Origin of the sequence: Marinobacter pelagius, assembly GCF_003315345.1 — a bacterium.
In the GTDB taxonomy this organism is placed as follows: Bacteria; Pseudomonadota; Gammaproteobacteria; order Pseudomonadales; family Oleiphilaceae; genus Marinobacter; species Marinobacter pelagius_A.
In genome coordinates this window covers 1-26,619 of sequence record NZ_QNRO01000020.1, presented here as the reverse complement: position 1 = coordinate 26,619, position 26,619 = coordinate 1, and the positions used below count along the sequence as shown (strand labels likewise).

24 protein-coding genes and 2 pseudogenes are annotated in these 26,619 nt (G+C 56.3%); 22 read left to right on the top strand and 4 right to left on the bottom strand.

All coding sequences use genetic code 11. The features are described from left to right. Window positions 1-112: 112 nt before the first annotated feature. The 10 genes and pseudogenes from DET50_RS19665 to DET50_RS15235 all read left to right on the top strand — a co-directional run. Window positions 113-214 (top strand): annotated as a pseudogene (locus DET50_RS19665) (TraR/DksA C4-type zinc finger protein); the annotation flags it as partial. Beyond that, window positions 205-2,580: an ABC transporter permease gene (locus tag DET50_RS15275; RefSeq protein ID WP_113863624.1), complete on the top strand. Its 2,376-nt coding sequence runs from the start codon at window positions 205-207 to the stop codon at window positions 2,578-2,580. The pseudogene DET50_RS19665 and the gene DET50_RS15275, both read left to right, overlap by 10 nt. A 44-nt stretch (window positions 2,581-2,624) precedes the next feature. Continuing rightward, window positions 2,625-3,839, top strand: a complete 1,215-nt coding sequence (locus tag DET50_RS15270) for an efflux RND transporter periplasmic adaptor subunit (protein ID WP_113863623.1) — start codon at window positions 2,625-2,627, stop codon at window positions 3,837-3,839. A 77-nt stretch (window positions 3,840-3,916) separates the two neighbouring features. Further along, the gene (locus tag DET50_RS15265; protein ID WP_113863622.1) at window positions 3,917-4,153 is read left to right on the top strand and encodes a hypothetical protein; all 237 of its coding nucleotides are present in this window, start codon (window positions 3,917-3,919) and stop codon (window positions 4,151-4,153) included. Window positions 4,154-4,218: 65 nt separating this feature from the next. Beyond that, a complete protein-coding gene (locus tag DET50_RS15260; RefSeq protein WP_113863621.1) occupies window positions 4,219-4,833 on the top strand; it encodes a DUF2238 domain-containing protein in 615 nt (204 codons plus the stop codon). A gap of 47 nt (window positions 4,834-4,880) precedes the next feature. Then, window positions 4,881-6,344, top strand: a complete 1,464-nt coding sequence (locus DET50_RS15255) for an SLC13 family permease (protein ID WP_113863620.1) — start codon at window positions 4,881-4,883, stop codon at window positions 6,342-6,344. A 241-nt stretch (window positions 6,345-6,585) separates the two neighbouring features. Further along, a complete protein-coding gene (locus DET50_RS15250; protein WP_113863619.1) occupies window positions 6,586-7,386 on the top strand; it encodes a C39 family peptidase in 801 nt (266 codons plus the stop codon). A 56-nt stretch (window positions 7,387-7,442) separates the two neighbouring features. Next, window positions 7,443-8,453 carry a transporter gene (locus DET50_RS15245; protein ID WP_113863618.1) on the top strand — a complete coding sequence of 337 codons (1,011 nt, stop codon included), beginning with the start codon at window positions 7,443-7,445 and terminating at the stop codon, window positions 8,451-8,453. Between the two features lie 38 nt (window positions 8,454-8,491). Next, a complete protein-coding gene (locus DET50_RS15240; RefSeq protein ID WP_113863617.1) occupies window positions 8,492-10,117 on the top strand; it encodes an OmpP1/FadL family transporter in 1,626 nt (541 codons plus the stop codon). A 31-nt stretch (window positions 10,118-10,148) separates the two neighbouring features. After that, complete coding sequence (locus tag DET50_RS15235) at window positions 10,149-11,198, top strand: MalM family protein (RefSeq protein WP_113863616.1); 1,050 nt, start codon at window positions 10,149-10,151, stop codon at window positions 11,196-11,198. 12 nt (window positions 11,199-11,210) lie between these two features. Here DET50_RS15235 and DET50_RS15230 read toward each other — a convergent pair whose 3' ends face one another. Continuing rightward, entirely contained in the window at window positions 11,211-12,233 is a 1,023-nt protein-coding gene (locus DET50_RS15230; protein ID WP_113863615.1) for a polysaccharide deacetylase family protein, read from the bottom strand. Window positions 12,234-12,257: 24 nt separating this feature from the next. Continuing rightward, window positions 12,258-12,914 (bottom strand): DNA-J related domain-containing protein, encoded by a 657-nt coding sequence (locus DET50_RS15225; RefSeq protein ID WP_113863614.1) that lies wholly within the window; start codon window positions 12,912-12,914, stop codon window positions 12,258-12,260. 154 nt (window positions 12,915-13,068) lie between these two features. Here DET50_RS15225 and DET50_RS15220 point away from each other — a divergent pair. The 12 genes and pseudogenes from DET50_RS15220 to DET50_RS15165 form a co-directional block, all read left to right on the top strand. Next, window positions 13,069-13,251, top strand: a pseudogene (locus tag DET50_RS15220) (tRNA 2-thiocytidine(32) synthetase TtcA); the annotation flags it as partial. Window positions 13,252-13,415: 164 nt separating this feature from the next. Further along, window positions 13,416-14,681 carry a site-specific integrase gene (locus DET50_RS15215; protein WP_113863613.1) on the top strand — a complete coding sequence of 422 codons (1,266 nt, stop codon included), beginning with the start codon at window positions 13,416-13,418 and terminating at the stop codon, window positions 14,679-14,681. Continuing rightward, window positions 14,665-16,338, top strand: coding sequence for a hypothetical protein (locus tag DET50_RS15210; protein WP_113863612.1), 1,674 nt, complete (start codon window positions 14,665-14,667; stop codon window positions 16,336-16,338). Before DET50_RS15215 ends, DET50_RS15210 begins: the two co-directional genes overlap by 17 nt. After that, on the top strand, window positions 16,325-18,721 hold the full coding sequence (locus DET50_RS19365) for a hypothetical protein (protein ID WP_147252221.1): 2,397 nt from the start codon (window positions 16,325-16,327) through the stop codon (window positions 18,719-18,721). The genes DET50_RS15210 and DET50_RS19365 overlap by 14 nt, the downstream gene beginning before the upstream one ends. Further along, window positions 18,718-18,972, top strand: coding sequence for a VPA1267 family protein (locus DET50_RS19660; RefSeq protein ID WP_258546139.1), 255 nt, complete (start codon window positions 18,718-18,720; stop codon window positions 18,970-18,972). The genes DET50_RS19365 and DET50_RS19660 overlap by 4 nt, the downstream gene beginning before the upstream one ends. A gap of 276 nt (window positions 18,973-19,248) precedes the next feature. After that, on the top strand, window positions 19,249-19,578 hold the full coding sequence (locus DET50_RS19655) for an ATP-binding domain-containing protein (protein WP_309472657.1): 330 nt from the start codon (window positions 19,249-19,251) through the stop codon (window positions 19,576-19,578). A 166-nt stretch (window positions 19,579-19,744) separates the two neighbouring features. Further along, a complete protein-coding gene (locus DET50_RS15190; RefSeq protein ID WP_113863610.1) occupies window positions 19,745-20,158 on the top strand; it encodes a hypothetical protein in 414 nt (137 codons plus the stop codon). Continuing rightward, the gene (gene ttcA / locus DET50_RS15185) at window positions 20,158-21,033 is read left to right on the top strand and encodes a tRNA 2-thiocytidine(32) synthetase TtcA (protein ID WP_113863609.1); all 876 of its coding nucleotides are present in this window, start codon (window positions 20,158-20,160) and stop codon (window positions 21,031-21,033) included. The genes DET50_RS15190 and ttcA overlap by 1 nt, the downstream gene beginning before the upstream one ends. Window positions 21,034-21,375: 342 nt before the next feature. Further along, a complete protein-coding gene (locus tag DET50_RS15180) occupies window positions 21,376-23,055 on the top strand; it encodes a Mu transposase C-terminal domain-containing protein (RefSeq protein ID WP_003465068.1) in 1,680 nt (559 codons plus the stop codon). Window positions 23,056-23,057: 2 nt separating this feature from the next. After that, window positions 23,058-23,966: a TniB family NTP-binding protein gene (locus DET50_RS15175; RefSeq protein ID WP_003465065.1), complete on the top strand. Its 909-nt coding sequence runs from the start codon at window positions 23,058-23,060 to the stop codon at window positions 23,964-23,966. Then, window positions 23,963-25,180, top strand: a complete 1,218-nt coding sequence (locus DET50_RS15170; protein ID WP_003465063.1) for a TniQ family protein — start codon at window positions 23,963-23,965, stop codon at window positions 25,178-25,180. The genes DET50_RS15175 and DET50_RS15170 overlap by 4 nt, the downstream gene beginning before the upstream one ends. Window positions 25,181-25,240: 60 nt before the next feature. After that, window positions 25,241-25,855, top strand: coding sequence for a recombinase family protein (locus DET50_RS15165; RefSeq protein WP_000904941.1), 615 nt, complete (start codon window positions 25,241-25,243; stop codon window positions 25,853-25,855). 52 nt (window positions 25,856-25,907) lie between these two features. Here DET50_RS15165 and merE read toward each other — a convergent pair whose 3' ends face one another. Then, a complete protein-coding gene (gene merE, locus DET50_RS15160; RefSeq protein WP_001087809.1) occupies window positions 25,908-26,144 on the bottom strand; it encodes a broad-spectrum mercury transporter MerE in 237 nt (78 codons plus the stop codon). After that, window positions 26,141-26,506, bottom strand: a complete 366-nt coding sequence (gene merD, locus DET50_RS15155) for a mercury resistance co-regulator MerD (protein WP_003465059.1) — start codon at window positions 26,504-26,506, stop codon at window positions 26,141-26,143. Before merD ends, merE begins: the two co-directional genes overlap by 4 nt. Window positions 26,507-26,619 lie beyond the last annotated feature (113 nt).

Genomic DNA, 26,619 nt, shown 5'->3' with positions numbered 1-26,619 from the left:
TGAGCGGTGATGACGCAATTTTGACAAGCATCAATCCCGGGTTCAGCTTATGCTTTACTGTAAGTGTTTATTTCTCCTGGATCGCATCAACGATTGAGTCGGTGATGAATGCGAATCCTGCGGGGAAGAAATCGATCCGCGCAGATTGCAGGTGCTGCCATACACCACGCTTTGTGTGGAATACGCCGGTGACCTGATGACGCCATGGCCCTGACCACCCCCTCACTCAACACCAAGATTCGCCGGGAGCTCTGGCAGATGCGGGGTCAGGTGCTGGCCATTGCGCTCGTGATTGCTGGTGGTGTGGCGGTGTGTGTGCTGTCCCTCGTCAACTATTCGTCCCTGGTGTCCACGCGCGCGGTGTATTACGACGATTACCAGTTTGCCGAAGTGTTTGCCTCGCTCAAGCGGGCACCCCTGCATGTCACCGAGCAGATTGCCGCCATTCCCGGGATTTCCCGTTTCAGTGCACGGGTGGAAGGGGGCGCAAAACTGGAGATGCCGGGGTTCGAAGATCCGGTGTCCGCCCGCTTGGTGTCATTGCCCGAACAGGGCCAACCCGAGGTGAACCAGTTGTTCCTGCGCCGAGGCCGTCTGCCGCAGGCGGGCCGGGGCCATGAAGTGGTGGTGATCCAGGGCTTTGCCGAGGCCCATCAGCTGGAACCCGGTGACCGGTTTACCGGGATCATCAACGGCCGGCGCCAGCAGCTGACGATTACCGGCATCGCGGAGGCGCCGGAATTCATCTATGTGCTTGCCCCGGGAAGCATGTTGCCGGATTACCCGCGTTATGGCGTGCTTTGGATGGGACGGGAAGCACTGGCGGCGGCCATGGACATGAAAGGGGCCTTCAACAGCCTGGTTGCCCGGGTCGAGCCCGGGGTGCCGGTGGCATCGGTTATCGACAGCCTGGATCGGGTGCTGGACCGCTATGGTGGTACCGGCGCCTACGGGCGTGAGGATCATTTCTCCCACCAGATGCTGGACGATGAGCTTGCCCAGCTCCGCACCATGGCAACGGTTTTCCCGGCGATCTTCATGACAGTGGCCATGTTCCTGCTCAATGTGGTCATCAACCGATTGATCAGCACCCAGCGGGACATCATTGCCATACTCAAGGCCTTCGGGTACAGCAACGTGCAGATTGGCTGGCACTACAGCCAGCTGGTCCTGACCATTTCGGTGATCGGCCTGTTGCTGGGAGTGGCCCTGGGTGTCTGGGCGGGCCGGGCCATGGGTGAGATCTACATGGATTACTACCGGTTCCCGTCGCTGCTGTTCCGGCTGGATCCGGCCTGGCTCCTGCTGCTTGCGGTCGTTACCCTGCTGGTGGCCTGGCTGGGGGGCTGGCAGGCTATCCGACGCGCTGCCGCACTGCCGCCCGCCGAGGGCATGCGTCCCGAGGGCCCGGCCCGCTTTCGGGTTACCGCCGCTGAACGGTTTTTCGCGCCCCGCGGTTTCAGCCAACCCTCCCGGATGGTGGTCCGGCAACTGTTTCGGCGACCGGGGCGAACGCTACTGTCGGTCAGCGGCATTGCCATGGCCTCCGCCATCGTCCTGGTGGGGAATTTCCAGTTCGATGCAGTATCCCTGATGGTGCATTCGCAATTTGCCCGGGTCCAGCAACAGGATGTCACCGCTACCCTGATTGACCCGGTCAATTCACCGGCGGTGTATGACCTGCAGAGGCAGCCGGGTATCCGTTACGCGGAGGGACGTCGGGTGGTAACCGCTCGGCTGGTGAACGGGCACAGGGAATGGCGCGGCGCAATCACCGGCATGCCTGATCAGGCCAGCCTCCAGTTTGTGATCGACAAGGAACTGGAGCCGGTTTCCCTGCCGGAGGCCGGGCTGCTGTTGACGGATTTTCTGGCCAGACGACTGGATGTGAGCACGGGTCAGACGCTTGAGATCGAAATTCTCGAGGGCGATCGCCGCCGCGTCGAATTGCCGGTTGCCGGTATCACCAGCGAGTTCCTCGGGGTGGGGGCCTACATGCGGCTGGCGTCCCTGAACCGTGCGCTGGGTGAGGGGCAACTGGTCAATCAGATTCTGCTGAACATTGACCCCCTGCGAGCTCAGGAAACCTACCGCGAACTGCGGGAAACGCCCCGCATACTCGGCATCAGTATTCGTCAGGGGATGCTCGACAGTTTTTACGAAACACTGGCAAAAACCTTCCTGACGTTTACCCTTTTCATCAGCATGCTGGGCGGCATCATTGCCTTCGGCGTGGTCTACAACACCGTGCGGATTTCCCTGGCGGAGAAAGGCCGGGAGCTGGCAAGCCTGCGGGTCCTGGGATACACCCATAATGAGGTGAATCATATTCTGCTGGCGGAAGTGGCGGTGATGCTGGTGCTGGGAATCCCGCTGGGCTGGCTTGCGGGGTATGGTTTGTCCTGGGCCATTATTACGGCAATGCAGACCGAGCTCTACCGGGTGCCGCTGACCATCACTGCGCAGACACTGGCGATTTCTTCGGCGGTGGTTGTGGTTTCTGCTATCGCTTCGGGTGTGATCGCCTGGTGGCGTCTGCGCAACCTGGACCTGATAGCGGTCCTCAAAACCCGTGAATAATAATCAGGAGAACATCAGATGGATCAACGTTCGGGCGGGGTGCTGTGAGCAATAAACGGTTGTCGGGAAAATGGCTGTTCTGGGGATTGGTAGCGGTGCTGGCGGTGGCAGCGATCGCCTTTGCCTTCCGGCCCGATCCGGTCTGGGTGGATCTGGCGAAGGTCAGTCGCGGACCGCTGGAGGTCTCCATCACCGAGGAGGGCAAGGCCCGGGTCAAGGACCGGTACCTGATTTCGGCACCGGTCTCCGGCTATCTGCACCGGGTCTTGCCTGACGTGGGTGACTCTGTAAAAACAGGGCAGACCCTGACCGAAGTGGATCCGATGCCCTCGGCCATCCTGGATGCCAGAAGCCGGGCTGAAGCCGAGGCGAAAGTGGAATCGGCCCGGTCTGCGCTGCATTCGTCGCAGCAGAAGGTTGAGGCGGCTGAGGCCGAGGCCCGTTTTGCCCGCCAGGAGCTGGAGCGCCTTGAGTCACTGCGGTCCAGGAGTGAAAACGGCTTTGTCTCCGAGGAGGAGATTGAACAGGCGAGAGCCACAGCGGATCGGGCACAGGCCATTCTGCGCTCCGCCCGCTTTGATCAGGAAGTGATGGCCCACGAGCTGGCAGCGGCGCGTACCCGACTGGAAGTGTCAGCCGCCCACAGCAGTGGTGAACAGCCGAAGGAGCGGGTGGCGGTGACGTCTCCGGTCGCCGGTGCAGTGCTTTCGGTCGTGCGCAAGAGTGAAGGTGTGATTCAGGCGGGGAGTCCCATTGCCGAGGTCGGAGACCCGGCGGCCCTGGAGGTGGTCATTGACGTGCTCAGCTTTGACGCGGTGAAACTGCAGCCCGGCATAGAAGTTCGCTTCAGCGGCTGGGGCGGGCCGGAGCTGAAGGGTGTGGTCCGGCGAGTAGAGCCGGTAGGGTTCGAGGATATTTCTGCCCTGGGGGTAGAGGAGCAACGGGTGCAGGTGGTGGCAGATATCACCAGTCCTATCGAGCAGTGGCAATCCCTCGGTGACGGCTACCGGGTGGATGCCAGCTTCATACTCTGGTCTGACGAAGACGTGCTATGGGCCCCGTCATCCGCCATTTTCAGCTCCGAAGGCCAGAGCTGGGTCTTCCTTGCCCGGGACGATACCGTCCATCGTCAGCCGGTGCAGACCGGCCAGAGCAACGGGCTGAAAACCCGGATTCTCGATGGCCTGAAAGTTGGCGACCGGGTGGTAAGGCACCCGGACCGGCAACTGGAGGAGGGTGTCCGGATCCGTGCCCGCTGACAAGACAAAAGATGATTGGTTGTCACGTTGTGGGCTAGGCTGGGATCAACAACAAGAACAGGACAGGAGCCCCTGCCGTGAGTCAGTACGATACCCTGATTGTGGGAGGCCGCTATTTTGATGGCAGCCCGAATCCGTCCCGCATCGCGGATGCTGGCATCCGTGATGGCCGAATCCACGCTGTCGCCGTTGCCGGCGCCCACATTCGAAACATGGCCTTCTATAATCTGCCATTGCGATTCCTGAAACTGGTATACGAGAGCCAGCAGCAGGATGAGCCGGTGATGTCACTGGAGCGGGCCGGGCAGCACTGATTTTTAAGGCTGCGGGCGTACAATGCGACCATAAACCCGAAAATACCGACAAGAGAGTGCAGTGTATGGCGCAGAAACCGATGGCTGTTCTGGCCTGGGTGGGAATCTTTCTGGCAGTATTCGTCTGGTCGGGTATTGGCCCCAAGGACCGGGCGACCTGGGTCCTGGAAGTGCTGCCCGCCGCCATCGGCTTCATACTTGTTGCCTGGTGCTATTTCCGCTTTCCCCTGACCTCACTGGCTTACTGGCTGATCCTGGTGCATGCCGTCATCCTGATGGTGGGTGGTCACTACACCTATGCTGAAGTGCCCCTGTTCAATCACTTGGGCGACTGGTTTGGCTGGGAGCGCAACAATTACGACAAACTCGGGCACCTTGCCCAGGGCTTCATCCCGGCGATGATTGCCCGCGAGGTGGTCCTCAGGCTGGAGGTCTTCGCCCGGTCCGGCTGGTCCTCGTTCTTCATCGTCTGCTTCTGTCTTGCCGTCAGTGCATTGTACGAGTTGATCGAATGGTGGGTGGCGCTGCTGAGTGATGAGGCGGCCGAGGCCTTCCTGGGTACCCAGGGTTATGTCTGGGATACCCAGTCGGATATGGCCTGGGCCCTGTCCGGCGCCATTCTGGCGCTGGTGCTGCTTGGCCGTGTCCATGACCGGCAGCTTGCCCGTGTGGCCTCCTGAACCCGATTGAAACTGACCTGTATTGAACCTGACGGAAACCTGTTGTTATGTCTGAATCCCGAAACGGCGCGAACCAGTCCCGGGGACTGCCGAAAAGTCAGTTGATTGGCCTGGTGGTCGGTGCCTTGTTTCTGTTGATGACGTTGTTTTTCCCGGCCCCTGAAACCATGGGCCAGGAAGCCTGGGCTGCTCTTGGCCTTATGCTGTTGATGGCCACCTGGTGGAGCACCGAGGCCATTCCGATCCCCGCCACGGCGATGCTGCCCATCGTGCTGGTGCCAGCGCTGGGGTTGGGGTCGGTTTCGGCGGCCACATCGCCCTATGCCCATCCGATTATTTTCCTGTTTCTCGGTGGCTTCACCCTCGGCCTGACCATGCAGCGCTGGAACCTGCACCGTCGCATTGCCCTGTTGACCCTGAAAGCGGTCGGCGACAAGCCGAAGCGCCAGATCGCCGGGTTCATGCTTGCCACCGCATTTCTCAGCATGTGGGTGAGTAACACCGCCACTGCGATCATGATGCTGCCCATAGGCCTCTCCGTGATTGCCATGGCCGACGGTTCCAACCCCGACGGTGTTCGGCGTTACGCCACGGCGCTGTTACTGGCCATCGCATACTCCGCCAGTATCGGTGGTATCGCAACCCTGATCGGGACACCGCCGAACGCCTTGCTGGCGGCCTACCTGAGCGAAAATCAGGGCATCTCGGTGGGTTTTGCCCAATGGATGTTGATAGGGGTGCCGGTGACGGTCGTCATGCTGGCGCTTGCGTGGTGGTGGCTGACCCGACGTGATTTCGGTCTGGCCCATCAGGGCGACAGCGGTGACCTCATCCGCGACGAGCTGGCAGCACTGGGGCCGCTGGGCAAAGGCGAGAAACTGATCGGGGCGGTGTTCCTGATCACCGCAGCCACCTGGATATTCCGGCCCCTGCTATCCGACGGGCCGATGCCCTGGCTCAGCGATACCGGCATTGCAATTGCGGCGGCGATTGCCATGTTCCTGATACCGGTAGATACCCGGGAACGCCAGTTCCTGATGGACTGGGAGACCGCCAAGGGCATTCCCTGGGGTGTTCTGCTGCTGTTCGGTGGCGGCCTGGCAATGGCGGGTGTTATCAGCAGTTCGGGCCTCGCCGAGTGGATTGCCGGCTCCCTGGGTGCCGCCGGGACGCTGCCGACGCTGCTACTGATTGCCATTGTCGCAGGGGTGATCATCTTCCTGACCGAGGTGACCAGCAACACCGCCACGGCTGCGGCTTTCTTGCCGCTGCTGGGGGCGCTGGCCATGTCTCAGGGCGTGTCACCGCTGTTGCTCACCGTGCCGGCCGCCATTGCCGCCAGCTGCGCATTCATGATGCCGGTGGCAACGCCGCCCAATGCCATCGTGTTTTCCAGTGGCGACATGAAGATCGGCGACATGATCAGTGCCGGCTTCGCCCTCAACCTGATGGGCATCGTGGTGGTGACGCTGTTGTGTTACGCCCTGCTGGGGATCGTCTTTACCCTCTGACAATCCGGGGGATGCTTTCCCCCTGAACCTTGCTGAGCACCCCCTGGAAGGCTCATCGGCCTCCGGGGGCGTTGCTGTTCCTGCCATGAACCAGGTCTCAAGACGTTACTTCAAGGAAGCTTCTGCAGAGGCAGATTTGAGGCACAGTTATCTTTAAGGGGCCCGGTATTTCGGTATCTTACCGTAACAACATGTAACCCGATGCTTGCTGCGGGTCATAAAAACAGGGACTTCATCTGACATGCTGCTGGTGCTCGCCGGATCCATTCTTACATTCGCCATGGTGCAGGAAGCAACCTTGGTCGAGCCGTTCGAGAAAGGCTCCATTGTGATCGAGCAGGACGTGGATGCAAGTCCCGTAAAGCTGCGCTCGGATTTCCGGATAGAGCCCCTGGTTGAGCAGAAGTACCGAAACATCGTCCGGCAGGCCTACGACTACAGCTGCGGCAGTGCGGCCCTGACCACCGTGCTGAATTACTACCTCGGCCGTACCCTGTCGGAACGGCAGGTGATGGAAGGGCTGCTGCATTACGGCGAAAGTGAAAGGATCGTTCAGCGCCGCGCCTTTTCCATGCTGGACATGAAAAGGTTGGTGACGGCGCTGGGTTATCCGTCCGGCGGCTTCCGGGCGACCATCGAGGATCTGGCCGACCTGGATCACCCGGCCATCGTTCCGATCCATCACGCCGGTTTCAAGCACTTCGTAGTGCTGCGCACCATCCGGGATGGCCGGGTTTACCTGGCGGACCCCTCGGTGGGCAACATCTCTTTCACCCTCGCTCAGTTCGAGGAGAAGTGGGACGACAACGTGCTGTTCATTGTCTTTCCCGGTAGCGATAAACCCCTCGATAACCTCGAGCTGAAAGAGGAAGACCTGCGCTTCATCGATGACCAGACAATGACCCTGCTGGCTCTGGAACGAATTCCGGTGTTCCACGAAGCCACGGAGAGACGCATCAACAACTTGCTCGAACGCCAGAAAAACAATCCGGACGGTAGTGTCGAAAACACCCGAAAACAATTGCATTACCGCCGTAACTAATTCTCCGGGCGCAAGGCCCGGCACAGAATCACTACAAATAAAATAAGGGAGTCAGGATGAATCGTTGGTTTGTGCGAGGTTTTATCCTTGTTTCCGCCACAGCGCTGTTTCCAGGCACAGTGCTGGCACAGGAGGAAAGCGTGGACCAGGCGCGGGAAGCGCTGGCCAGGCAGGAGGGCGATGAAGACGCCTCCAAACAGCTGGAAGAAGTGTTTCAGGCTGCCGAGAAGAACTACTCTCTGCAGAAGAAGGGCACCCACTCGCTGAACTACTCGTTTGACTATTCCTACACCGCGGACCAGCGCCTGGACCTGGCGATCACCAATGGTTCGGTGCGCAATCTGGATGTGGTGCCGTCGGCCACCCATGACTTCACCAATGCCTTTTCCTACGATTACGGTCTGCTGGATAACCTGACCATCGGCACCCGTATCCCCCTGGTGGTCAAATATGATACCCAGGATGAGCTGAGCATCTACGATTTCGGTGACGTCTCCTTCACCGGTCGCTGGCAGCCATTCGCCTATGTGCCGGGCAAGATGTCGACCACCTTTTTCGGCACACTGACCACCAAGACCGGGGTCAGCCCCTACGAAATCGACATCAAGGAACAGCTGTCCACGGGCAGCGGATACTATTCCGCAGGTGGCGGTGTGAGCCTCTCCAAGGTACTGGATCCGGTTGTGATTTTCGGGTCGGTCAGTGCCAACTACAACCTGCCGGCCGAGGATCTGAACCAGGTGCGGGGCGCCCGATTGCTGGTTGAGGTCGAGCCCGGATTCGGTCTGTCCGGTTCAGCCGGTTTTGCCTACTCGCTTTCCTACGACATCTCCCTGAGCATCTCTGCCCAGTTGAGCTATAGCGACGAAACCATCCTGACCTTCTCAAACGGTGAACAGGCCGTGGCCCAGGACCAGATGACCGGTTTCCTGAGCATGTCGCTTGGTACCCGGGTCAGTGATACCACCATCGTGAATACCAGTCTGGGCATCGGCCTTACCGAAGACGCGCCCGACTTCTCTATCGGGGTATCCCTGCCCATCAACTTCTCTGGCCTCAAAGAGTGAGTATTGCGGTCCACGAACCACGGGAAGGGAAGGAATTCATGGGACATAACAGCCATAAACGGCAGATTCTCGGGGCGGTAATTGCCACGACCATCTCGTTTGGCGCCCAGGCCCAGTTGGCTCAGAATCTGACTATTCACCCCAAGGCGCTGGCACTGGGCAATGCGGTCACGGCCGATCCGCCGGGCGTGATGGCCATCCATTATAATCCGGCGGGCCTTACCAGGCTGGACGGTCGTCAGCTCGAAGTGAACCTGATGAGCGTCTACCTGGACATTGATGCCGATTTCACGGCCCCGGAAGGCTATGAGATCTTCGGTATCGATGGCCTGGAAACGGATCCGTTGACCGGTGAACAGCGTGATCCGGTCGCCAATACCCACAGTCATACCAATAACGTTGCCCTGTACCTGCCCGGTTACGGGATTCTCAGGGCACCCCCGGGGCCGGCCATCGCGCCCTCGGCCGGAATCAGTGTCAACCCGCCGGGGTCTAAACTTACCTTTGCCAACGCCTTCTACCTGCCCCTGGCGGCCGGCTTCTATCGTGACAAGGACGACCCGGGCCGCTATCAGCCCCAGGCCACCGCGTTGCAGCGGACGACCTATCTGTCGCCGACGGTTGGCTACGAGATCAATGACGAATGGTCGGTGGGTGCCGGAATCCATCTGTCCCATATGGGGATTGCCGCCGACCAGTACATGCGGGCACCGAACATGCTGCTCGGGGTTGCCGAAATATTGCAGGACGCCTTCAACTGCGAGAGCGGGGACGAGCCCCTCCAGCCCTGGCTGGCGTTGTGTGGCGGTAATGTCGGGCCCTGGGACGATATCGGTGCTTTGAATATCAACGTTCAGGAGACCCTGTCACCCACCTATGCCCTGGGGGTGATGTGGGAGCCCACGGACTGGTTCAGTTGGGGGGCGAGTTACACCTCCGAAGCCGAAATGAACATGAAGGGCACCTTCGAGATCGAGTATACCGACGACTGGTCGGGATTCTGGCAGAGTGTCAACGGCTCGGTCCTGGGGGCGATCACCTCGGCGATTCTCAGCCTGCCATCCGGTGCGCCCCGGGAGGCCGGTAACGTCAGCATGGATCTGGTCTATCCCCAGCATTTCCAGACCGGCATCAGTGTGGATGTCCACCCGAAGCTCACTCTCAATGCCGACATCGGCTGGACTGACTACGCCCAGTGGGATGCGTTCGTGTTCCGTTTCGACCGGAATCTGGAGTTCCTGAATGCCGCGCGGATTCTGTCGCCGGACAACGCCACACCCAACACCCTGCGCCTGCCGCTGGGCTTCAAGAGTCAGTGGAACTGGGCCTTCGGTGCCGAGCTGCATGTCTCTTCACGGCTGGACCTGCGAGCCGGCGTTGAGATCCGGGATTCGGTTATTCCCGACGATCAGCGTCAGGTGATGGCGCCGTTCGGTGGTGCGAACCTGTACAGCGTGGGCCTGGGCTACCAGTGGGACAAGGATACCGAGATCGACATGAATCTCAGTTACCTGCACTCCATCGAGACCATTCCGGCGGATACCAGCTGTAACGTGAACTGCGATAACATCACCAATATCATCTACAACCCTTACGCCGGTCTCGACATCAAGACCTCGCTGCGCGTTGTGATGGCCGGTCTGAGTTTCCGTACGAAATTCTGATTAACCGTGTGGACACCGAAAGGTAAGCCCTGTGACCCGAAGACCCTGGTACCGGATTCCGATTGTTGCTGCTGCCATCGCCGTACTGGCCGGGTGCCAGGTTGGCGGTGCGCCGGTCAGTGAGCGGGAGGGTTACTTCACCTGGGTGGATGAGCAGGGACAGGTGCGTTATTCGCCGATTCCGGAAAAAACATCCGACGGGGCCAGGGATAGCGAAGCCGGGTCAGCGGCAGCGCCCGAGGATTCGTCCGGCCAGGAGGAGCCGGCCACGCCTCCGGCGCTCCAGCCGGAGGAGGAATATACCCTGGAAAACTATCCCGACGCCGAACAACTGGCCCGCGACGGCTATGTCCGGCCCGGGGAGCGCCGGCCCTATTTCACCTGGCGGGATGCCGAAGGCAACATCCGGGTGAGCTACTACACGCCGGATACCCGCACCGATATCCAGAAAGGGCGGGTGCAGCCGCCCGTTGAAATCACCCCTGCCTCCATCCATCAGCCCGGTGCCGCTCCGGTACCTGAGACGCCCGTGGAGGGTTACGATCCGGACGCCATGGCCATTCTGGGCGTGGAAGAGGAAGCCAGCTTTTTCAGCCAGTTTGCCGGCAGCTGTTGTCAGAACCTCAGCACACGGGATCGCCACTCCTGGATCAGTGGCCGCGAGTTTGAAGTGGATATCAGTGACGCGTCGGAGCGCCATGATTTTGCCACCGGAACCAGCCCCTTCGCCCTTGTTGCCTTGCCCGATGCCCGGCAGTACCCGGATTTTGTCTTCAGACTGCGCTCTTTTGCCCGCGATGGACTGTTTGTGCCGTCACTGGCCTTCCTGGATGAGGAGCTGCGGCCTGTCCGGGTGGTGACCGACATGGCAATGGGGTTTGAACCCGAAAGCTGGCATTCCCGCGCCTATCTGCAGGCCTGGATCCCGGCTTTCCCGGCCCGGGGTGAACGCTGGATGGTCATCTTCACCCGCGCCCAGGACCTCGATGGCCAGACTGTGCTGGAAACCGGGCAGGGCCCGCAATCCATCCCCCACGTCAGCACCGGCGAGCTTGGGCTCGAACTGGTTGTCGAGGATTAGCCAGGTTGCTGCTCAGTTCTCCGGCTGGCTCAGGTCCAGCCAGGGCTGGGACAGCCAGTAGAACCGGCCATCGCCGGCGGGATGGGTGCAGTTGTAGCGAAAGCGGCGGCTGCTGAACGCTTCCGGCGCCTGGACTCTGACCATTCCATCCTCAACAGTTTCGATCTCGATCCTTCCCATGCCTGAGGCGAAACAGGTGAGCCGGTCAGGGGTCATGGTCTCCGGCAAGGCAAATTCGAGCACCGGCGGATTGCTGGTGATGACGCCATCCGGGAGGTCGGCAGTCTCGACGGGAAAGGCGCGGCTGAGCAATTTGTTCTTCAGGCTACCGAGCTGTCCGTAGGCATTGGCCATGGGAAACCGTGGCAGCCGGGTCGGGGCGGAATGGACGCCAATGGGCCCGGAATGCTGGCTATAGCCGTACCACCCCTGGTCCGAGATTTGCTCCTCCAGCGTGGAATCGAATTCCCCGTATGGGTAGGCAAACATCGGGGTGTCGACCCCCAGTCGTTGCTTCAGCTCCCGTTGGGCGCCATCCAGGCTGTGTTCGATCCGCTGTTGCCACTGATCTGCCGGTTCATCGGGTTTCCGGGCAAGGTGCCCGTGATCGGTACTGTGGTTGGCCAGGGTCACACCTTCGCGGCTCGCCAGTTCTTCCAGCTGATCCCAGGTCATGTAACCGGTGCGGCCGACGGCGTTGGTGTTGACGAAAACCGTATAAGGGTAGCCCCGGTCCGCCAGCATCGGTGCTGCGGTGGTATAAACGGATTCGTAGGCATCATCGAAGGTCAGGGCAACGGTATTTTCTTTCCTGCTCTCTTCCCGGGCGTCCCGGGTTCCGGCCAGCAATGGAACAACTTCCAGCCCGAGGTCCTCGATCATCTGCAATTGCCCCTCAAACAGGGAAACTGAGGTGCTGGTGGACGGAGGTGTGGCATCGCTCACGTGGTGGTATTGCAATACCACCAGATCGGCCTGCACCGATGTGCTGAGCGTAAACGTGAGCAAGGCGAAGACAAGATTTTTGGTCAGCATGGATTCCTCTGGTCTTGCGGTGGATCAGGCCGACAGCCGGAAGTGGGATTTGAGCACGGAGAAGGCCTGGTTGAGTTCCTGCACTGAGGCGGTGTCGCCCCCGCGGTCGGGATGCACGGCCATAATGAACCGTCGGAAGCGACTTTTGACGGTGGCAAAATCGCCCGGTAGGGAGTCGAAACCGAGTACCTCTGCCGCCCGTAGCAGCTCGGACGACTCCGGAGAGCATGTAGGGCGCCTTGCCCAGAAGTCATCCATCATTCTGCGGATGCGGTCTCCGGACATCCGGTACTGGTCCAGATCAAGATAGAAGCGGCGTAGCCCGTCTTCCTGATCCGGCGGGCCGGTGCCGGAAACGACCGTTTGTGGTTTCAGCCGGATTTCCAGCGGCGAGATTTCCAGGCTCTCCCCGGTCCCGGCCAGTTGGTCCCGGAGCCGGTAGAGCACGTGGAACAGCAGAAAGTGAACGGGATAGAGGCTTTCAGGGTCGCGGAAGCTGACCTCGCCGATCAGTTCCCAGGGAGGCGCCTGGAGTGCGCGGATCAGCGCCAGTTCACTGGTGCCCCGGGGCGCCTTGCGCAGTTCGTGCTCCACTGCCACGAGCAGGTGCTGGACCTGGTGATCGAGCAAACGATGCGACGCTTCGGTGTCCTTGTGATCGGTCAGGGCGGTATCTGTCATGGAGGCTATGGTAGGGGAGAGTGCGGCTTCAGGGAAGGTCTCCGGGAGCCTCCGTGTGACCGCGGGTTGCAGTATCTCCTTATCCGGTATCCTGTCCCTGATACTCGGTGATGCGTATAATCGCACCCTCATTGACCTTACGAACGTGGTTTTTATGTCCGAAGCTATGATCGCCAAATCCGCTGACCAGTTGCCCGCTTCCGAGCAGGATCGGCGCCAGAAACTGGAGCTGAACAAACTGCAGAAACGTTTGCGCCGTGAAATGGGGCAGGCGATTGCTGATTTCTCGATGATTGAAGCCGGTGACAAGGTTATGTGCTGCCTGTCCGGTGGCAAGTTGTGTTCAAAAACCACTTTGTAACCAATCAAATCGAGTATCGCTAGTCGCTAGCTCCCGCCAACTTAGTCTTTCAAGTCAGATTTCCATTATATTTTTGCTTACTTTGTAAAGTTTGCTATCTTTAAGTGCAAAACTTAATTGCCTAAAAAGAATTGTAAACTATGAAGGTGAGTCAATATAAGGTTGGTGCGAAACGATTTGTTGCATTAGTCGGTGAGCATGAGATTCCCGTGAGGGCGCTTGCCAATGCGTTCATTTACGATGAGTTTTTGAGTGCAAGCTTCTCCACAAAACTGCGTGTAGCTCAGGAACTAAAACTCACACTGGATTACTTCGATTCAGTTTCAATCGATGTGGAAGGTCGAGTAGCATCTGGGGAGTTTCTTACGCCCTCTGAAATCAGTTCTTTCTATGGAGTCATGAGGTTAAGAAGAGACTCATTTGAGATTCGTGAAAAAATATCAGTGATTTCAATAAGGTTAGATAGCAAAAAATTTCGCAACGCCGTGGCAGCGTCTCAATTTACAAACAACAAAGTAGATGTGGAAACTACAGCTGGTCGGGTTAGAACTCTCAGGAAGTACATCACCTACCTCACAGACTATTTCCACGGTGACCGAGCCTCACAGGAACTGAGATACAGAAAAGATAGGCTCGTGGCACGCTTGAAGGCAAAAGAGCGATATAAGTCAGCCAAAGCTACGAAAACAACTTTCTCTTCTGTTGAACTGTCGGAGAAAGTTATACCTGATGAGTATTACGAACGTTTCCTGGAAGTGATTAAGCCTTCAAGTAAAGATAACCCCTTTAAAGCCAGTAAGTTCCGAAATTACCTAATCCTATCCATCATGAATCAAACAGGAATGAGAAGGAGTGAAATTTGCAAAATCAAGATTTCAGACTGCTTGTTCCATGGTTCTGGAACACTGATCAGGGTTTACTCTACCCCTGATGATCCTACTGATTCGAGGTTAAACAAGCCTAACAAAAAATCGGGACGATCTCATTTTTCGGGAATCAAGCCGGAACTGATGGGGGAAATCTCGTTTTACGTGCAGCATGTAAGGAACAATTTCGAGAAAGCCCGACAGCATGACTTCCTGTTTGTGGCTGAAAAGGATAGCAAAAAAACAGCTGGTCAACCGCTTACAAGAGAAATGGTCAATTACATTTCAGCGAAAGTGTCTCGGAAAACTGGTTTTGATATTAATCCACACTTATTAAGGCACAAATGGAACGAACGTTTTAGTGAGAAAGGCCGCGAGAAGGGCCTGGACCGAGATTTTATGGAGGATATGCGACGAAATGCAATGGGGTGGCATCCCGAGTCAGATATGGGGCGGATCTATAACGACAAATTTGAGCAAATGGCAGCTATCAATCTAATGCTCGAGCATCAGGAAAAAGTGGATGGAACAAAAAAATAAAGGCGGGGCAGCTGTAGTTGAAGAGCTTCCAAGCAGCTTTACATCTCAGGCCGGGCTTCTTGTCGATACCTCATCAACCAAGTGGAAACTGGCTATCACCGGAAAAGGAAGAACGGTAGATCTTACCTGGCTTCACGAATTGAGTCATGAGTCAGAGCTTCGTTTCGCAATAATGGAAGGACTGATCCATATAAGTGAGGTTCAGGCAGCAAAGTCAGTGTGCACCAAAGTTTTTGCTTTGCGCGAAGTTTTTGATAAAGAGTCAATGTCAATTGACGAATTTAAGCATTTATGGATCGGGTTGAAAGAACCAGTTAAAAAGACTTTGCGAGGCTTCCTAAATACTTGTGTTAATACCTTACAAAATCAGACACTAAAACCGTACTTGTTTGAGGTTGAGAACTATCAGTATAAAAACGAATTCTCCGCTCTTCACTCCACGAAAGGGCGTCTGAGTGATTATGAATTGGATTCAATATTAGAGAATCTCAGGCACTATTGTAATCAGATCCCAGATTCGCCAATAAATGACCTGGAGTATTTTTCAACTCAAGCTAGATCTGAACTGCGCTTTATATCAATAAGAAAAATCGTAGCCTATCGATTGATGGCTCAAATTGCTAGAAGGCCAGCTCAAATTGCAATGCTGAAATGGCGTGACATCTTACCTGTAGGTCACTCTTTTTCAGACGGCCATCAACCGCCAATTTATATGGGTGTTGACCATCTTCATATAAGAAGTTTCAAAGTTAAGCAAGGCGGCGCCGAGTCTACTTTTCGTGCATACCCCGAAAAATGGTCAATTCCAGTTACGCCGGAATTCTCCAAAATTTTATTAAAATACAGGATGTTATTCGAAAACGGATTAAGGCTTGCGATAAAAAAGTCAGGGTCTAAGATAACGGAGGACGGGATCCAACGTGTGTTAATTAATTGCCCACTAATACCTGATGTTGAACTCTTTCTTGCTGACTGGGCGGATAAAGATATCGTCAAAGAGTTACACAACGCTAATACTCAGGCTTTTCATGTGGGCGAACAAACTATTTCTTCCGCGGCTCGGGTCTACGGAAAAGGAAGCTCCGACAGACAGGATTTTGTTGTTGGTACCAATAATAGGTTAAGGCACACATGGCTGTGTAATGCAGCTCTTTCGGAAAAGCCTTTAGGCGAAATAGCAAAAATTACAAACGTAACGACTGTCGCGGCCAGGAAATACTTACAACTAGGCTTAAAGGAACGACAGTTTATTGATGAACACTATGCAGCTAATGCCCTTTTACGAAAAGCCTTTGAGCCGAAGCCATTCGTAGAAAATGATGATATAGCAATAGAGAACGAATTGGGTGAGGCTGTAGGTGTTGAAAAAGAGTCAAATTGCAACACATGTGATCACAAGCTTCGCATGGTTCGACCTATTCCTTGTTATGGTTGCGTAAGTTTCCGTCCTCTACTGGAAGCTGATCATCATGCTGAACTGGAAAAGGCTCAAGCGAAGCGCGATTTTATAATTGAATATAGTGGACAAACTTCCACTAACGACGGATCGATAAAAAGACTGGATAAAGCGATAAGATACATTCGAGCTACAATCGAAATTTGTGATGAAATGAAAAATCGCAAGTATCCGCTCGGTGATTCTAATGCATGCAATTAATACATATAGGCAACGGCTCCAGAGTCTTATTGAGTCTTATTCTCTTGAGTCTGCTCGCACAGTATTCAGTCCTGACAAGCACACACCAGCAACTTGGGTAGATCTTGTTTGGTATTTTAAAGATCCCACGCTAGGAACATTGCACAGATATATATTTATAGCTCATGTCGAAGGAAAGAAGAGGCTGACCAAAGATCGGTTCTGCAAAAGGGAAAATATTGATTCAGGTAAATTACTGTCAGTCGAGCACGAAAAACTTTTGAAGATTTATGCAATCGATGTTCAAAATCTTTCAATCGTTAATAACAGCAAGCAATATCGCGTCGTGGTAGCGTCCAAAATACTCACCGAAGCGGACCGCCTGGGCGGAATAGAGAGGGTTCCAATTAAATTCTGGGATGATATAAAAGAATCGAATAAGTTCTGGGATTTCGCGCGTAAACACAGGCTTATACCCTCTGGTCGAAGACCAACCCATAAAGACCGACAAAGAAGTGCAGATAGCGTCACGGAACGCAGTGCGGGCGTTCTAAAAATGACTCCTGAGTCTTTAATCCATGCTCTTGGCGGTATATTTAACACGGTCTTTTCAGGGGTAGATGATCAGGGGCGCTTGAAAGAAGGAGAGTCCATAGATGTTCCTGATGCAGTCTCTATTACGGTTGCAGTTCTGGGGCTAGCTTCGCCTAATAGAACGAATGCTGAAGTACCTTTACTGCCGAACCAGTTGGTTAAAACGGTTCACTCGGAATCTGGTAAGCCCGTTTCCTACCTCGATTGGCCTGGGAGCAAAGGTTTTTCAGATAATCAAAACCATATATTAAGTGTGCTTGCTCCGGAAGTCAGCAAAGCAGTAGCGTTTCTTAATTATCAGTTTAAGCCGGAACGACATTTGTTGAGATTTTATAAGGATACCTCTTGTGGGTGGGAGGCTATCCTTAAAGGATTTGTTGTTGATAGAAAAATAAAGTCGCGAATAGATTTCTCAAAAAAACCCAATCTCTTCTCTGTTGCCTACGCGCTTGGTTTTTATCCCGTAGACCATAAAGTGGGAGTAATAAAGAATCCACAACAGGACGTCAAGGTTAACGATCCTGGACACCCCAGACGCTATCGCTTTAGGAGACGCTGGATTCCTGAATTAAAGCGATATACTAATAGGTCAGATTTAATCGTTGAGAAGTTTATTTGCGATATTGATCCGGAAGATTGTGTTATTAACAATACAGTTTTTATTAAGAAAGATAGCAGTGTTCAAAGCTCTCATACTGTCTTACAGTTGCTTAATATTTCTGGTATTAATGAAACGATGCGCAAGCAGATTGGCCTTGATTCAGATAATGTTGTTGTAGAGGCAGGAACGATACAAGATTCCATTGTGCGGTATCAACGTAGCGTGTTTGGTAATTTTCCTTTCGATTATTGCGATGGTGATAAGAGTATTGATATAGAAAAAGCTCTTTTTTGTATTGCTTTCTCAAAACATGGTTTTCCATCGCCAAAGCATAATATGGGGTGTGAGTTTATAATTTTTCCGTTGAACAAAGTAAAAGTGCATTTCGTAACATCGCTTGGTTCAGGTGGAAATAGGTTTCGTCCTAATATACGTAACATCTTTTATAAGTATGGCTACGGGATGCAACATTTGAGGCTTCATTCGCTCCGACATTTTGCGAATACCAATGCCGAAAAAGGCGGGATTCCTCTCTCTGTTATCGCGTCTTGGTCTGGAAGAACGAGTATCAAGCAAACCTTGGAATACGTTCACACCACCGAGGAGGAGAAGGCAGAAAGGTTAATCTCCACATTGGATCTTGACGAAGATGTCAGGGACATCCGTGTCATATCCGCAAAGACTCTTACAAATGAAGGGGGGCTTCCCGCCAGCACGACAAGTACCGGGGTTTGTGTTCAGGAATTAAGTGTTACTCCTTGTAATTACATTAATGACTTTTTAAGCGGATGCTTTGGATGTGAGAGTTCTTGCTATGTCTGTGGTGATCTGAAAGCCATCGAGTTGTTAGAAAAGGATTATGAGTTCCAGGTTGTGCGCCTTCACCGAATGACCGGTGAACGTGGGCAATTCTTCTCCGAAGCGCGAAAAAAATGGTGGATAACGCACTCCATTGGTGTTTCGTTGATGGGGCAGTTAATTGAGATTTTGAGAACAGGTAAATTTGGCGATTTGGTTCGAATTTCAGCCGATCGTCGACATATCTTCATCACTGACAAAGATACAAAAGCGGTTTTGCGACAGGCTACGAGGTTGCCCTCTGAAAAAGTGCTTTTGCAAGAATTAGAGGAGACCGAGGAAACAAAAAGTGCAGGGGTTCCAGAGAGCATGAAGTCTATTCTTGCTTCATTTGGCGTGGGAAATAATTGAAGAACGGGGCACAAAAATCACAGCAAAATCTCACAGCCTTTCAGGGCTGGGCGGCCACGCAAACAGACGACGACTTCAAGCAAATTATTCATCGAGGTCAGCTAAATTGGGGTGAGGTCGCAATGGCGAGTGGCATAGGCAAGAGCGCTTTGCGCCACAATCCGGCCATCACAGCGGCCCTTGAGACACTTGTTCAGGAGTTGCGTGATCGGTGTTATCCCACTGCTGAGGGAGACCACACAAAATCATAAGTATGCTCCCAAGCTATACGACACCATCGCCAATGAGCGCTCTTTGGAGTCGAAGCGACACTCCGTGTTGGAGCAGGAAAATACTGAGCTGAAAACTCGGGTGGCAATCCTGGGAGCGAGGCCCAAGCGTTGTGGTCAGGTCTTTTAGATGCTGACAGACCCGATTCTTTTCACCAAGAACAACTACAACATTGGCACCAGAATGGGTCACTTTGGGTTTTGTCCTCGACCGAACGAGGCTAACAGGGCGACCAGGACAACTATGGGGTGGTGAAGATGGATACCAGGGAGCAAATTCCCATCACGGAAAAAATCTTCGACTGCATGGAGCTTGGTGACGCTATAACGCTGCACAAAGCCCAAGGTAGTCAGTTCCCTAGAGTCGTGGTCGCGCTCCAAAATGTTCGTATCTCAGGCCATGCAAGGCTCTACACCGCCGTTACTCGCGCAGAGGCCGAAGTTCATATCGTGGGAAAAGCCACCGATTTTGCTTCGATTACGAAGTCAGTGAGCAATGCCAACAGGCGAGCGAGTGAATTGAAAGACTATCTCCTAGAGGGGAAAGGGGCTCGGGGGTTGGCTGATGTTAGCGTAAGATACCCCTAATCGCCGGTCGCGGCCATCGGCTCCTCAGCCTGTACCCCACCTTGATGTTAAACTATCATCGCTGGTCCTTAAATACCTAGGGTTAATCGAGCGTAGCGAGAGAGGGCAGAGTCTAGGCTGTTATTTTCTTGGATTCAGGTTGAACAGAGCTAGGGTTAAGAGAAAGATGCCTGCAAGATTAAAAATAACTGAAAATATTCAGTTCAGTATTGAACGAATGATACGACTGTGGGAAGGAAAGCTCACGTGGAACGCTCTAGTTCAACGGATAGAGATAGAGCTTGGCATTAGAGTAACCCGGCAAACACTTGAGGATTATGTTGGGATCTACACCGCGTATAAACAAAAAAAAGAAATGTTGCGTTGTGGTGATAACAAACCTGAGCGAGTGATAACGGGTTCTGGCGTGGAACTCGCGGATAAGGTGCGGAGGCTTGAAACAGAGCTTGAGATCGCACGGAAAACGATAAACGAGCAAAAAAGGTTTTTGCAACGAATCCTCCAGAATGCTGCGGAAATCCCATCTCTCAAGGGCAACATTGACTTACTGATTTCTAATAGACCGGAAGATCAAATCTAATGAAAGAGCAGTTTTCGAAAAATCAGTTGAAGCTAGAAAAGCGTCTACGCGGTCTAGCGTCAAAGGCTATCCACAATTTCAATATGATTGAGGATGGCGATGTCATTTTGTGTGCAATATCGGGGGGGAAAGACAGTTTCGTGCTTTTGGACTTGTTGCTGCACCTCAAAAAAGTTGCTCCGATTCATTTCGAGGTGATTGCCGTAAATCTGGATCAAAAGCAGCCTGGCTTCCCTGAGCATGTGCTACCTCAATATCTCGAAAGTAGAGGTATCGATTATTACGTCATAGATAAGGACACTTACTCGATCGTCATGCAAAAGGTTCCAGAAGGGAAAACCACTTGCGCCCTTTGTTCGAGATTACGTCGCGGCTCGCTTTACGAATTTGCAGAAGAGATAAGTGCAACGAAAATTGCGCTTGGTCATCACATGGATGACATTGTCGAGACTCTTCTTATGAACATGTTCAATAATGGCAGGCTTAAAGCCATGCCGCCAAAATTATTAAGCGATGATGGGCGAAATATTGTTATACGGCCCTTGGCGTATTGCCGCGAGAAGGATATCGAACGGTACGCTGAGATGAAGAGCTATCCTATCATTCCGTGTAACTTGTGTGGCTCCCAGGAAAATCTACAACGCAAAATGGTTAAAGGTATGCTGGCCGAATGGGATAAATCTCACCCAAAGCGAGTGGAAAGCATTTTCAACAGTATCTGTAACGTGAGTCCTAGCCAGCTTGCCGACTCCTCCATGTTCGACTTTTCAAACCTCAAGCTAGATAGAGCTGATGATAGAAGACCATACGAATATGGGAGTGTCGAAATTTCATCATCAAACCTAATCAAGCTTTTGGATGTCACCAACGGCTAGACAGTCGGCCAGTGCTGCGCTTGCCAAGACGGAAGTGGAGGCGGGGTTAGGCGTCTTTTGATACGCGACTGATTAAGGCTTTGGGTTCCCAAAGAAAACCGGTGCAATTTGAATATATTTTAGGTTCCGTCTCAACCGGGAATTGCCCCTGAATAAAAGAAAGGGTCGTTTGTTGGACGCTTCATCCGCCACGCCCAAATGTCGTTTTCAGAAGACGACCGCACCATCTGACTGGATGTAACGCCTGGTGTGCATACGGCTCCTGACAGCCCAATATCAGGAGTCGTCTGCACCAATCTCGACTATGCTCAATACTCGTGTGCACCAAAGCGAGGTTTGGGCATGACATCAGACACTCCACCGATTGCCGCGCAAGGCGTGGCCACCCTGCCCGACGAGGCATGGGCGCAAGCCCGGCACCGGACGGAAATCATCGGGCCACTGGCAGCGCTTGAGGTGGTCGGGCATGAAGCCGCCGATGAGGCAGCCCAAGCGCTGGGCCTGTCCCGGCGACAGGTATATGTCCTGATCCGTCGCGCCCGGCAGGGTACTGGCCTGGTAACAGACCTGACGCCCGGCCGATCCGGCGGCGGCAAAGGCAAGGGGCGCTTGCCGGAACCGGTCGAGCGCATCATCCGCGAGCTGCTGCAAAAGCGCTTCCTGACCAAGCAGAAACGCAGCCTGGCGGCGTTCCACCGCGAAGTCGCGCAGGCGTGCAAAACCCAGAAGCTGCCGGTGCCGGCGCGCAACACCGTGGCCCAGCGGATTGCCGGACTACACCCGGCGAAAATAGCCCGCAGCCGGGGCGGGCAGGACGCTGCCCGTCCCTTGCAAGGCGCGGGTGGCATTCCGCCCGAAGTCACCATGCCGCTGGAACAGGTGCAGATCGACCACACCGTCATCGACCTGATCGTGGTCGACGAGCGCGACCGGCAACCGATTGGCCGCCCATATTTGACCCTCGCCATCGACGTGTTCACGCGCTGCGTACTCGGCATGGTGGTCACGCTGGAAGCGCCGTCCGCCGTCTCGGTCGGCCTATGCCTCGCGCATGCCGCCTGCGACAAGCGGCCCTGGCTGGAAGGGCTGAATGTGGAAATGGACTGGCCGATGAGCGGCAAGCCCAGGCTGCTCTATCTGGACAACGCGGCCGAGTTCAAAAGCGAAGCGCTGCGCCGTGGCTGCGAACAGCATGGCATCCGGCTGGACTATCGCCCACCAGGCCAGCCGCACTACGGCGGCATCGTGGAACGGATCATCGGCACGGCGATGCAGATGATCCACGACGAATTACCGGGGACGACCTTCTCCAATCCCGGCCAGCGCGGCGAGTACGATTCCGAGAAGATGGCCACCCTGACGCTGCGCGAGCTGGAGCGCTGGCTCGCGTTGGCGGTAGGCACCTATCACGGCTCCGTGCACAACGGCCTGCTCCAGCCGCCGGCCGCGCGCTGGGCCGAGGCCGTGGAGCGCGTTGGCGTCCCGGCCGTCGTTACCCGCCCCACCGCGTTTTTGGTCGATTTCCTGCCGGTGATCCGCCGCACCCTGACCCGCACCGGCTTTGTCATCGACCACATCCACTACTACGCCGACGCCCTCAAGCCGTGGATTGCCCGGCGCGAGCGCTTGCCCGCCTTCCTGATCCGGCGCGATCCGCGCGACATCAGCCGCATCTGGGTACTGGAACCGGAAGGTCAGCACTATCTGGAGATCCACTACCGCACCTTGTCCCATCCGGCCGTCACCCTCTGGGAACAACGCCAGGCGCTGGCCAAATTGCGTCAGCTCGGGCGCGAGCAGGTGGACGAGTCGGCGCTGTTCCGCATGATCGGGCAGATGCGCGAGATCGTGACCACCGCCCAGAAGGCCACGCGCAAGGCGCGGCGCGACGCTGATCGCCGCCAGCACCTCAAGACGTCGGAGCCACCGGCCAAGCCCATACCGCCGGATGTGGACATGGCTGACCCGCAGGCAGACAACCTGCCGCCGGCCAAACCGTTCGATCAGATCGAGGAGTGGTAGCCGTGGACGAATATCCCGTCATTGACCTGTCCCACCTGCTGCCAGCGGCACAGGGTTTGGCCAGGCTGCCGGCAGACGAGCGCATCCAGCGCATTCGCGCCGACCGCTGGATCGGCTACCCGCGCGCGGTCGAGGCGCTGAACCGGCTGGAAACTCTGTATGCGTGGCCGAACAAGCAACGCATGCCAAACCTGCTGCTGGTCGGCCCCACCAACAACGGCAAGTCGATGATCGTCGAGAAATTCCGGCGGGCGCACCCGGTCGGCACCGACGCTGACCAAGAACATATCCCGGTGCTGGTCGTGCAGATGCCGTCAGAGCCATCGGTGATCCGCTTCTATGTCGCGCTGCTGGCTGCGATGGGCGCGCCGCTGCGCCCGCGCCCACGGCTGCCGGAAATGGAGCAACTGGCGCTGGCCCTGCTGCGCAAGGTCGGCGTGCGCATGCTGGTGATCGACGAACTGCACAATGTACTGGCTGGCAACAGCGTTAACCGGCGCGAGTTCCTCAACCTGCTGCGCTTCCTCGGCAACGAGCTGCGTATCCCCCTGGTCGGGGTCGGCACGCGCGAGGCGTACCTGGCCATCCGTTCGGACGATCAGTTGGAAAACCGCTTCGAGCCGATGCTGCTGCCGCCGTGGGAGGCCAATGAGGACTGCTGCTCGCTGCTGGCCAGCTTCGCGGCGTCACTCCCGCTACGGCGGCCATCCCCGATTGCCACGCTGGACATGGCCCGCTACCTGCTCACCCGGAGCGAAGGCACCATCGGCGAGCTTGCACATCTGCTGGTGGCGGCGGCCGTCGCCGCCGTGGAGAGTGGCGAGGAAGCGATCAACCACCGCACGCTCAGCATGGCCGACTACATCGGCCCCAGTGAGCGGCGGCGACAGTTCGAGCGGGAACTGATGTGAAGTCCGCGCCGCGCTGGCCGCTGCATCCGGCACCCAAGGAAGGCGAAGCCCTGTCCTCATGGCTCAACCGGGTCGCCGCCTGCTACCAGATGGACGTGCACGAGCTGCTGGCCCACGATCTTGGTCACAGCCAACTTGATGACCTGGATACCGCACCATCCTTGTCGTTGCTGACGGCGCTCTGCCAGCGCAGTGGCGTCGAGCTGGAGCGGTTGCGCAGCATGAGTCTTGCAGGCTGGGTGCCGTGGCTGCTCGACAGTCTCGACGATTCGGTACCAGCAGCCTTGGAAACCTATACATTCCAATGCGCGGTGCTCCTGCCCAAGCGCACCCGCAAGGTGCGGTCCATCACTCGCTGGCGTGCCTGGCTACCGAGCCAGACGATTCGCCGGGCGTGTCCGCAGTGTCTGAACGATCCAACGAATCAAGCTGTGCTACTCGTCTGGCAGCTCCCCTTGATGCTGAGCTGCCCGCAGCATGGCTGCTGGCTGGAGTCCTACTGGGGCATGCCCGGCCGGTATCTTCAGTGGGAAATCGCCGATGCTGCGCCGCGCCCTGCCGATGACGCAATCGCCTGCATGGACCGGCGCACCTGGCAGGCGCTGACGACGGGTTTTGTGGAGCTGCCGCGTCGGCGTGTCCACGCCGGCTTGTGGTTCCGGCTGCTGCGCACCCTGCTTGATGAGCTGAACACGCCGCTCTCGCACTGCGGCAGTTGCTCGGCGAGCATCCGCCATGTCTGGGAGCGCTGCGGCCATCCGCTGCGCGCCGGGCAGAGTCTGTGGCGTCCCTACGAGATTCTGGCCCCGGCGGTGCAGTGGCAGATGCTGGAGGCGGCGGCCACCGCCATCACGCTGATCGAGTCAAAGGCGCTGATCCCGCGCGGGGAACAGGCCGCGCTGTTTCAGACGGAGCCGCACACTGGTTTCACCAACGGCCTGCCGGCGAAGGTGCCGAAGCCGGAACCCATCAACCACTGGCAACGAGCAGCCCAGGCCATCGATGAGGCCATCATTGAAGCGCGACACAACCCGGAGACGGCCCGCTTGCTGTTCACACTGGCGTCCTACGGGCGACGCGACCCCGAATCCCTGGAACGTTTGCGCGCCACGTTCACCAAGGAGGGCATCCCGCCGGAGTTTTTGTCACATTACGAGCCTGAATGGCCGTTTGCAGGTCTTAGACTAAATGACGGGTTAAGTGACAGTTTTTGACGGCGAGAACTTTCTGGCTCACACTGTCACATAATCGAACGTATATGTGACAGGTACGACATGCTGATAGGCTACATGCGGGTATCGAAGGCGGACGGCTCCCAGGCTACCGATTTGCAGCGCGACGCGCTGATTGCCGCCGGGGTCGATCCAGTACATCTTTACGAGGACCAGGCATCCGGCATGCGCGAGGATCGGCCCGGCTTGACGAGCTGCCTGAAGGCGTTGCGAACTGGCGACACACTGGTCGTGTGGAAACTGGATCGGCTCGGACGCGACCTGCGACATCTCATCAACACCGTGCACGACCTGACTGGGCGCGGCATCGGCTTGAAGGTATTAACCGGGCACGGCGCGGCCATCGACACCACGACCGCCGCCGGCAAGCTGGTCTTTGGCATCTTCGCCGCCCTGGCCGAGTTCGAGCGCGAGTTGATCGCGGAGCGCACGATTGCCGGCCTAGCCTCGGCCCGCGCGCGCGGGCGGAAAGGCGGCCGGCCGTTCAAGATGACCGCCGCCAAGCTGCGGCTGGCGATGGCGGCAATGGGTCAGCCAGAGACCAAGGTCGGCGACCTGTGCCAGGAACTTGGCGTCACGCGGCAGACCCTGTATCGGCATGTTTCACCCAAGGGTGAGCTACGTCCAGATGGCGAGAAGCTACTCAGCCGAATTTGATGCCGGCATGAGGCAACGTAGCGACAGCGTGGTTTGTCTCAATGGGAAGCGCTCATGATCGATCTTTGAAGGCCCGCAGCAGTCGTGTCACAGACAGGACGAACAAACCGGTCAGCGTGAGGGCTGCGATACCCCAGTACTCTCCGATGAACGCGCCGGCCGTCGTGCCGGCCAGCACAATGGCGAGAATCGGCAAATGGCAGGGACAGGTGAGCACGGCCAGCGCGCCCCACAGGTAGCCGGTGATCGGTTTGTGCGTCTCGGACGGCAAGCGCTCGGGGCTGTTCATGGCAGACTCTCCGCGTGCTGTGCCGGCTCGGTCGGCATGGTGGCCAACTGCACCTCCAGATCGGCCAACGCTTCGCGCCGACGCTCGACGAACTGGCGCAGAACGGCAAGCTGCGCGGCCGCTTCATCGCCGTCCGCAGCATCCAGCGCCCGGCACAGCCGCGCCAGCGCGTCCAGGCCGATGCCCGCCTCGAAGGCCGCCCGCACGAAGCACAGCCGTTGCAAGGCGGCATCATCGAACAGGCCATAGCCGCCCGGGGTGCACGCCACCGGACGCAGCAATCCGCGCAGCAGGTAGTCGCGCACGATATGCACGCTCACCCCGGCATCAAGGGCCAGCCGGGACACGGTGTAGGCGCTCATTGAAAACCTCCTTTTTTTGGGTATACGGATTTAATGGTTGATGGGGCACCTTCACCCCATCAATCTGATACCACCCTCAGATGGTTGATAGATCGACTCCGTAGTTGAGTTCC

Bases quoted from the DNA above. Each gene is read 5' to 3' on its own strand.
- DET50_RS15275 (WP_113863624.1), top strand. From the start codon at position 205: ATGGCCCTGACCACCCCCTCACTCAACACCAAGATTCGCCGGGAGCTC.
- DET50_RS15260 (WP_113863621.1), top strand. From the start codon at position 4,219: ATGGCGCAGAAACCGATGGCTGTTCTGGCCTGGGTGGGAATCTTTCTG.
- DET50_RS15255 (WP_113863620.1), top strand. From the start codon at position 4,881: ATGTCTGAATCCCGAAACGGCGCGAACCAGTCCCGGGGACTGCCGAAA.
- DET50_RS15250 (WP_113863619.1), top strand. From the start codon at position 6,586: ATGCTGCTGGTGCTCGCCGGATCCATTCTTACATTCGCCATGGTGCAG.
- DET50_RS15245 (WP_113863618.1), top strand. From the start codon at position 7,443: ATGAATCGTTGGTTTGTGCGAGGTTTTATCCTTGTTTCCGCCACAGCG.
- DET50_RS15240 (WP_113863617.1), top strand. From the start codon at position 8,492: ATGGGACATAACAGCCATAAACGGCAGATTCTCGGGGCGGTAATTGCC.
- DET50_RS15230 (WP_113863615.1), bottom strand. From the start codon at position 12,233: ATGCTGACCAAAAATCTTGTCTTCGCCTTGCTCACGTTTACGCTCAGC.
- DET50_RS15225 (WP_113863614.1), bottom strand. From the start codon at position 12,914: ATGACAGATACCGCCCTGACCGATCACAAGGACACCGAAGCGTCGCAT.
- DET50_RS15215 (WP_113863613.1), top strand. From the start codon at position 13,416: ATGAAGGTGAGTCAATATAAGGTTGGTGCGAAACGATTTGTTGCATTA.
- DET50_RS15210 (WP_113863612.1), top strand. From the start codon at position 14,665: ATGGAACAAAAAAATAAAGGCGGGGCAGCTGTAGTTGAAGAGCTTCCA.
- DET50_RS19365 (WP_147252221.1), top strand. From the start codon at position 16,325: ATGCATGCAATTAATACATATAGGCAACGGCTCCAGAGTCTTATTGAG.
- DET50_RS19655 (WP_309472657.1), top strand. From the start codon at position 19,249: ATGGATACCAGGGAGCAAATTCCCATCACGGAAAAAATCTTCGACTGC.
- DET50_RS15190 (WP_113863610.1), top strand. From the start codon at position 19,745: ATGCCTGCAAGATTAAAAATAACTGAAAATATTCAGTTCAGTATTGAA.
- ttcA (WP_113863609.1), top strand. From the start codon at position 20,158: ATGAAAGAGCAGTTTTCGAAAAATCAGTTGAAGCTAGAAAAGCGTCTA.
- DET50_RS15180 (WP_003465068.1), top strand. From the start codon at position 21,376: ATGACATCAGACACTCCACCGATTGCCGCGCAAGGCGTGGCCACCCTG.
- DET50_RS15165 (WP_000904941.1), top strand. From the start codon at position 25,241: ATGCTGATAGGCTACATGCGGGTATCGAAGGCGGACGGCTCCCAGGCT.
- merE (WP_001087809.1), bottom strand. From the start codon at position 26,144: ATGAACAGCCCCGAGCGCTTGCCGTCCGAGACGCACAAACCGATCACC.
- merD (WP_003465059.1), bottom strand. From the start codon at position 26,506: ATGAGCGCCTACACCGTGTCCCGGCTGGCCCTTGATGCCGGGGTGAGC.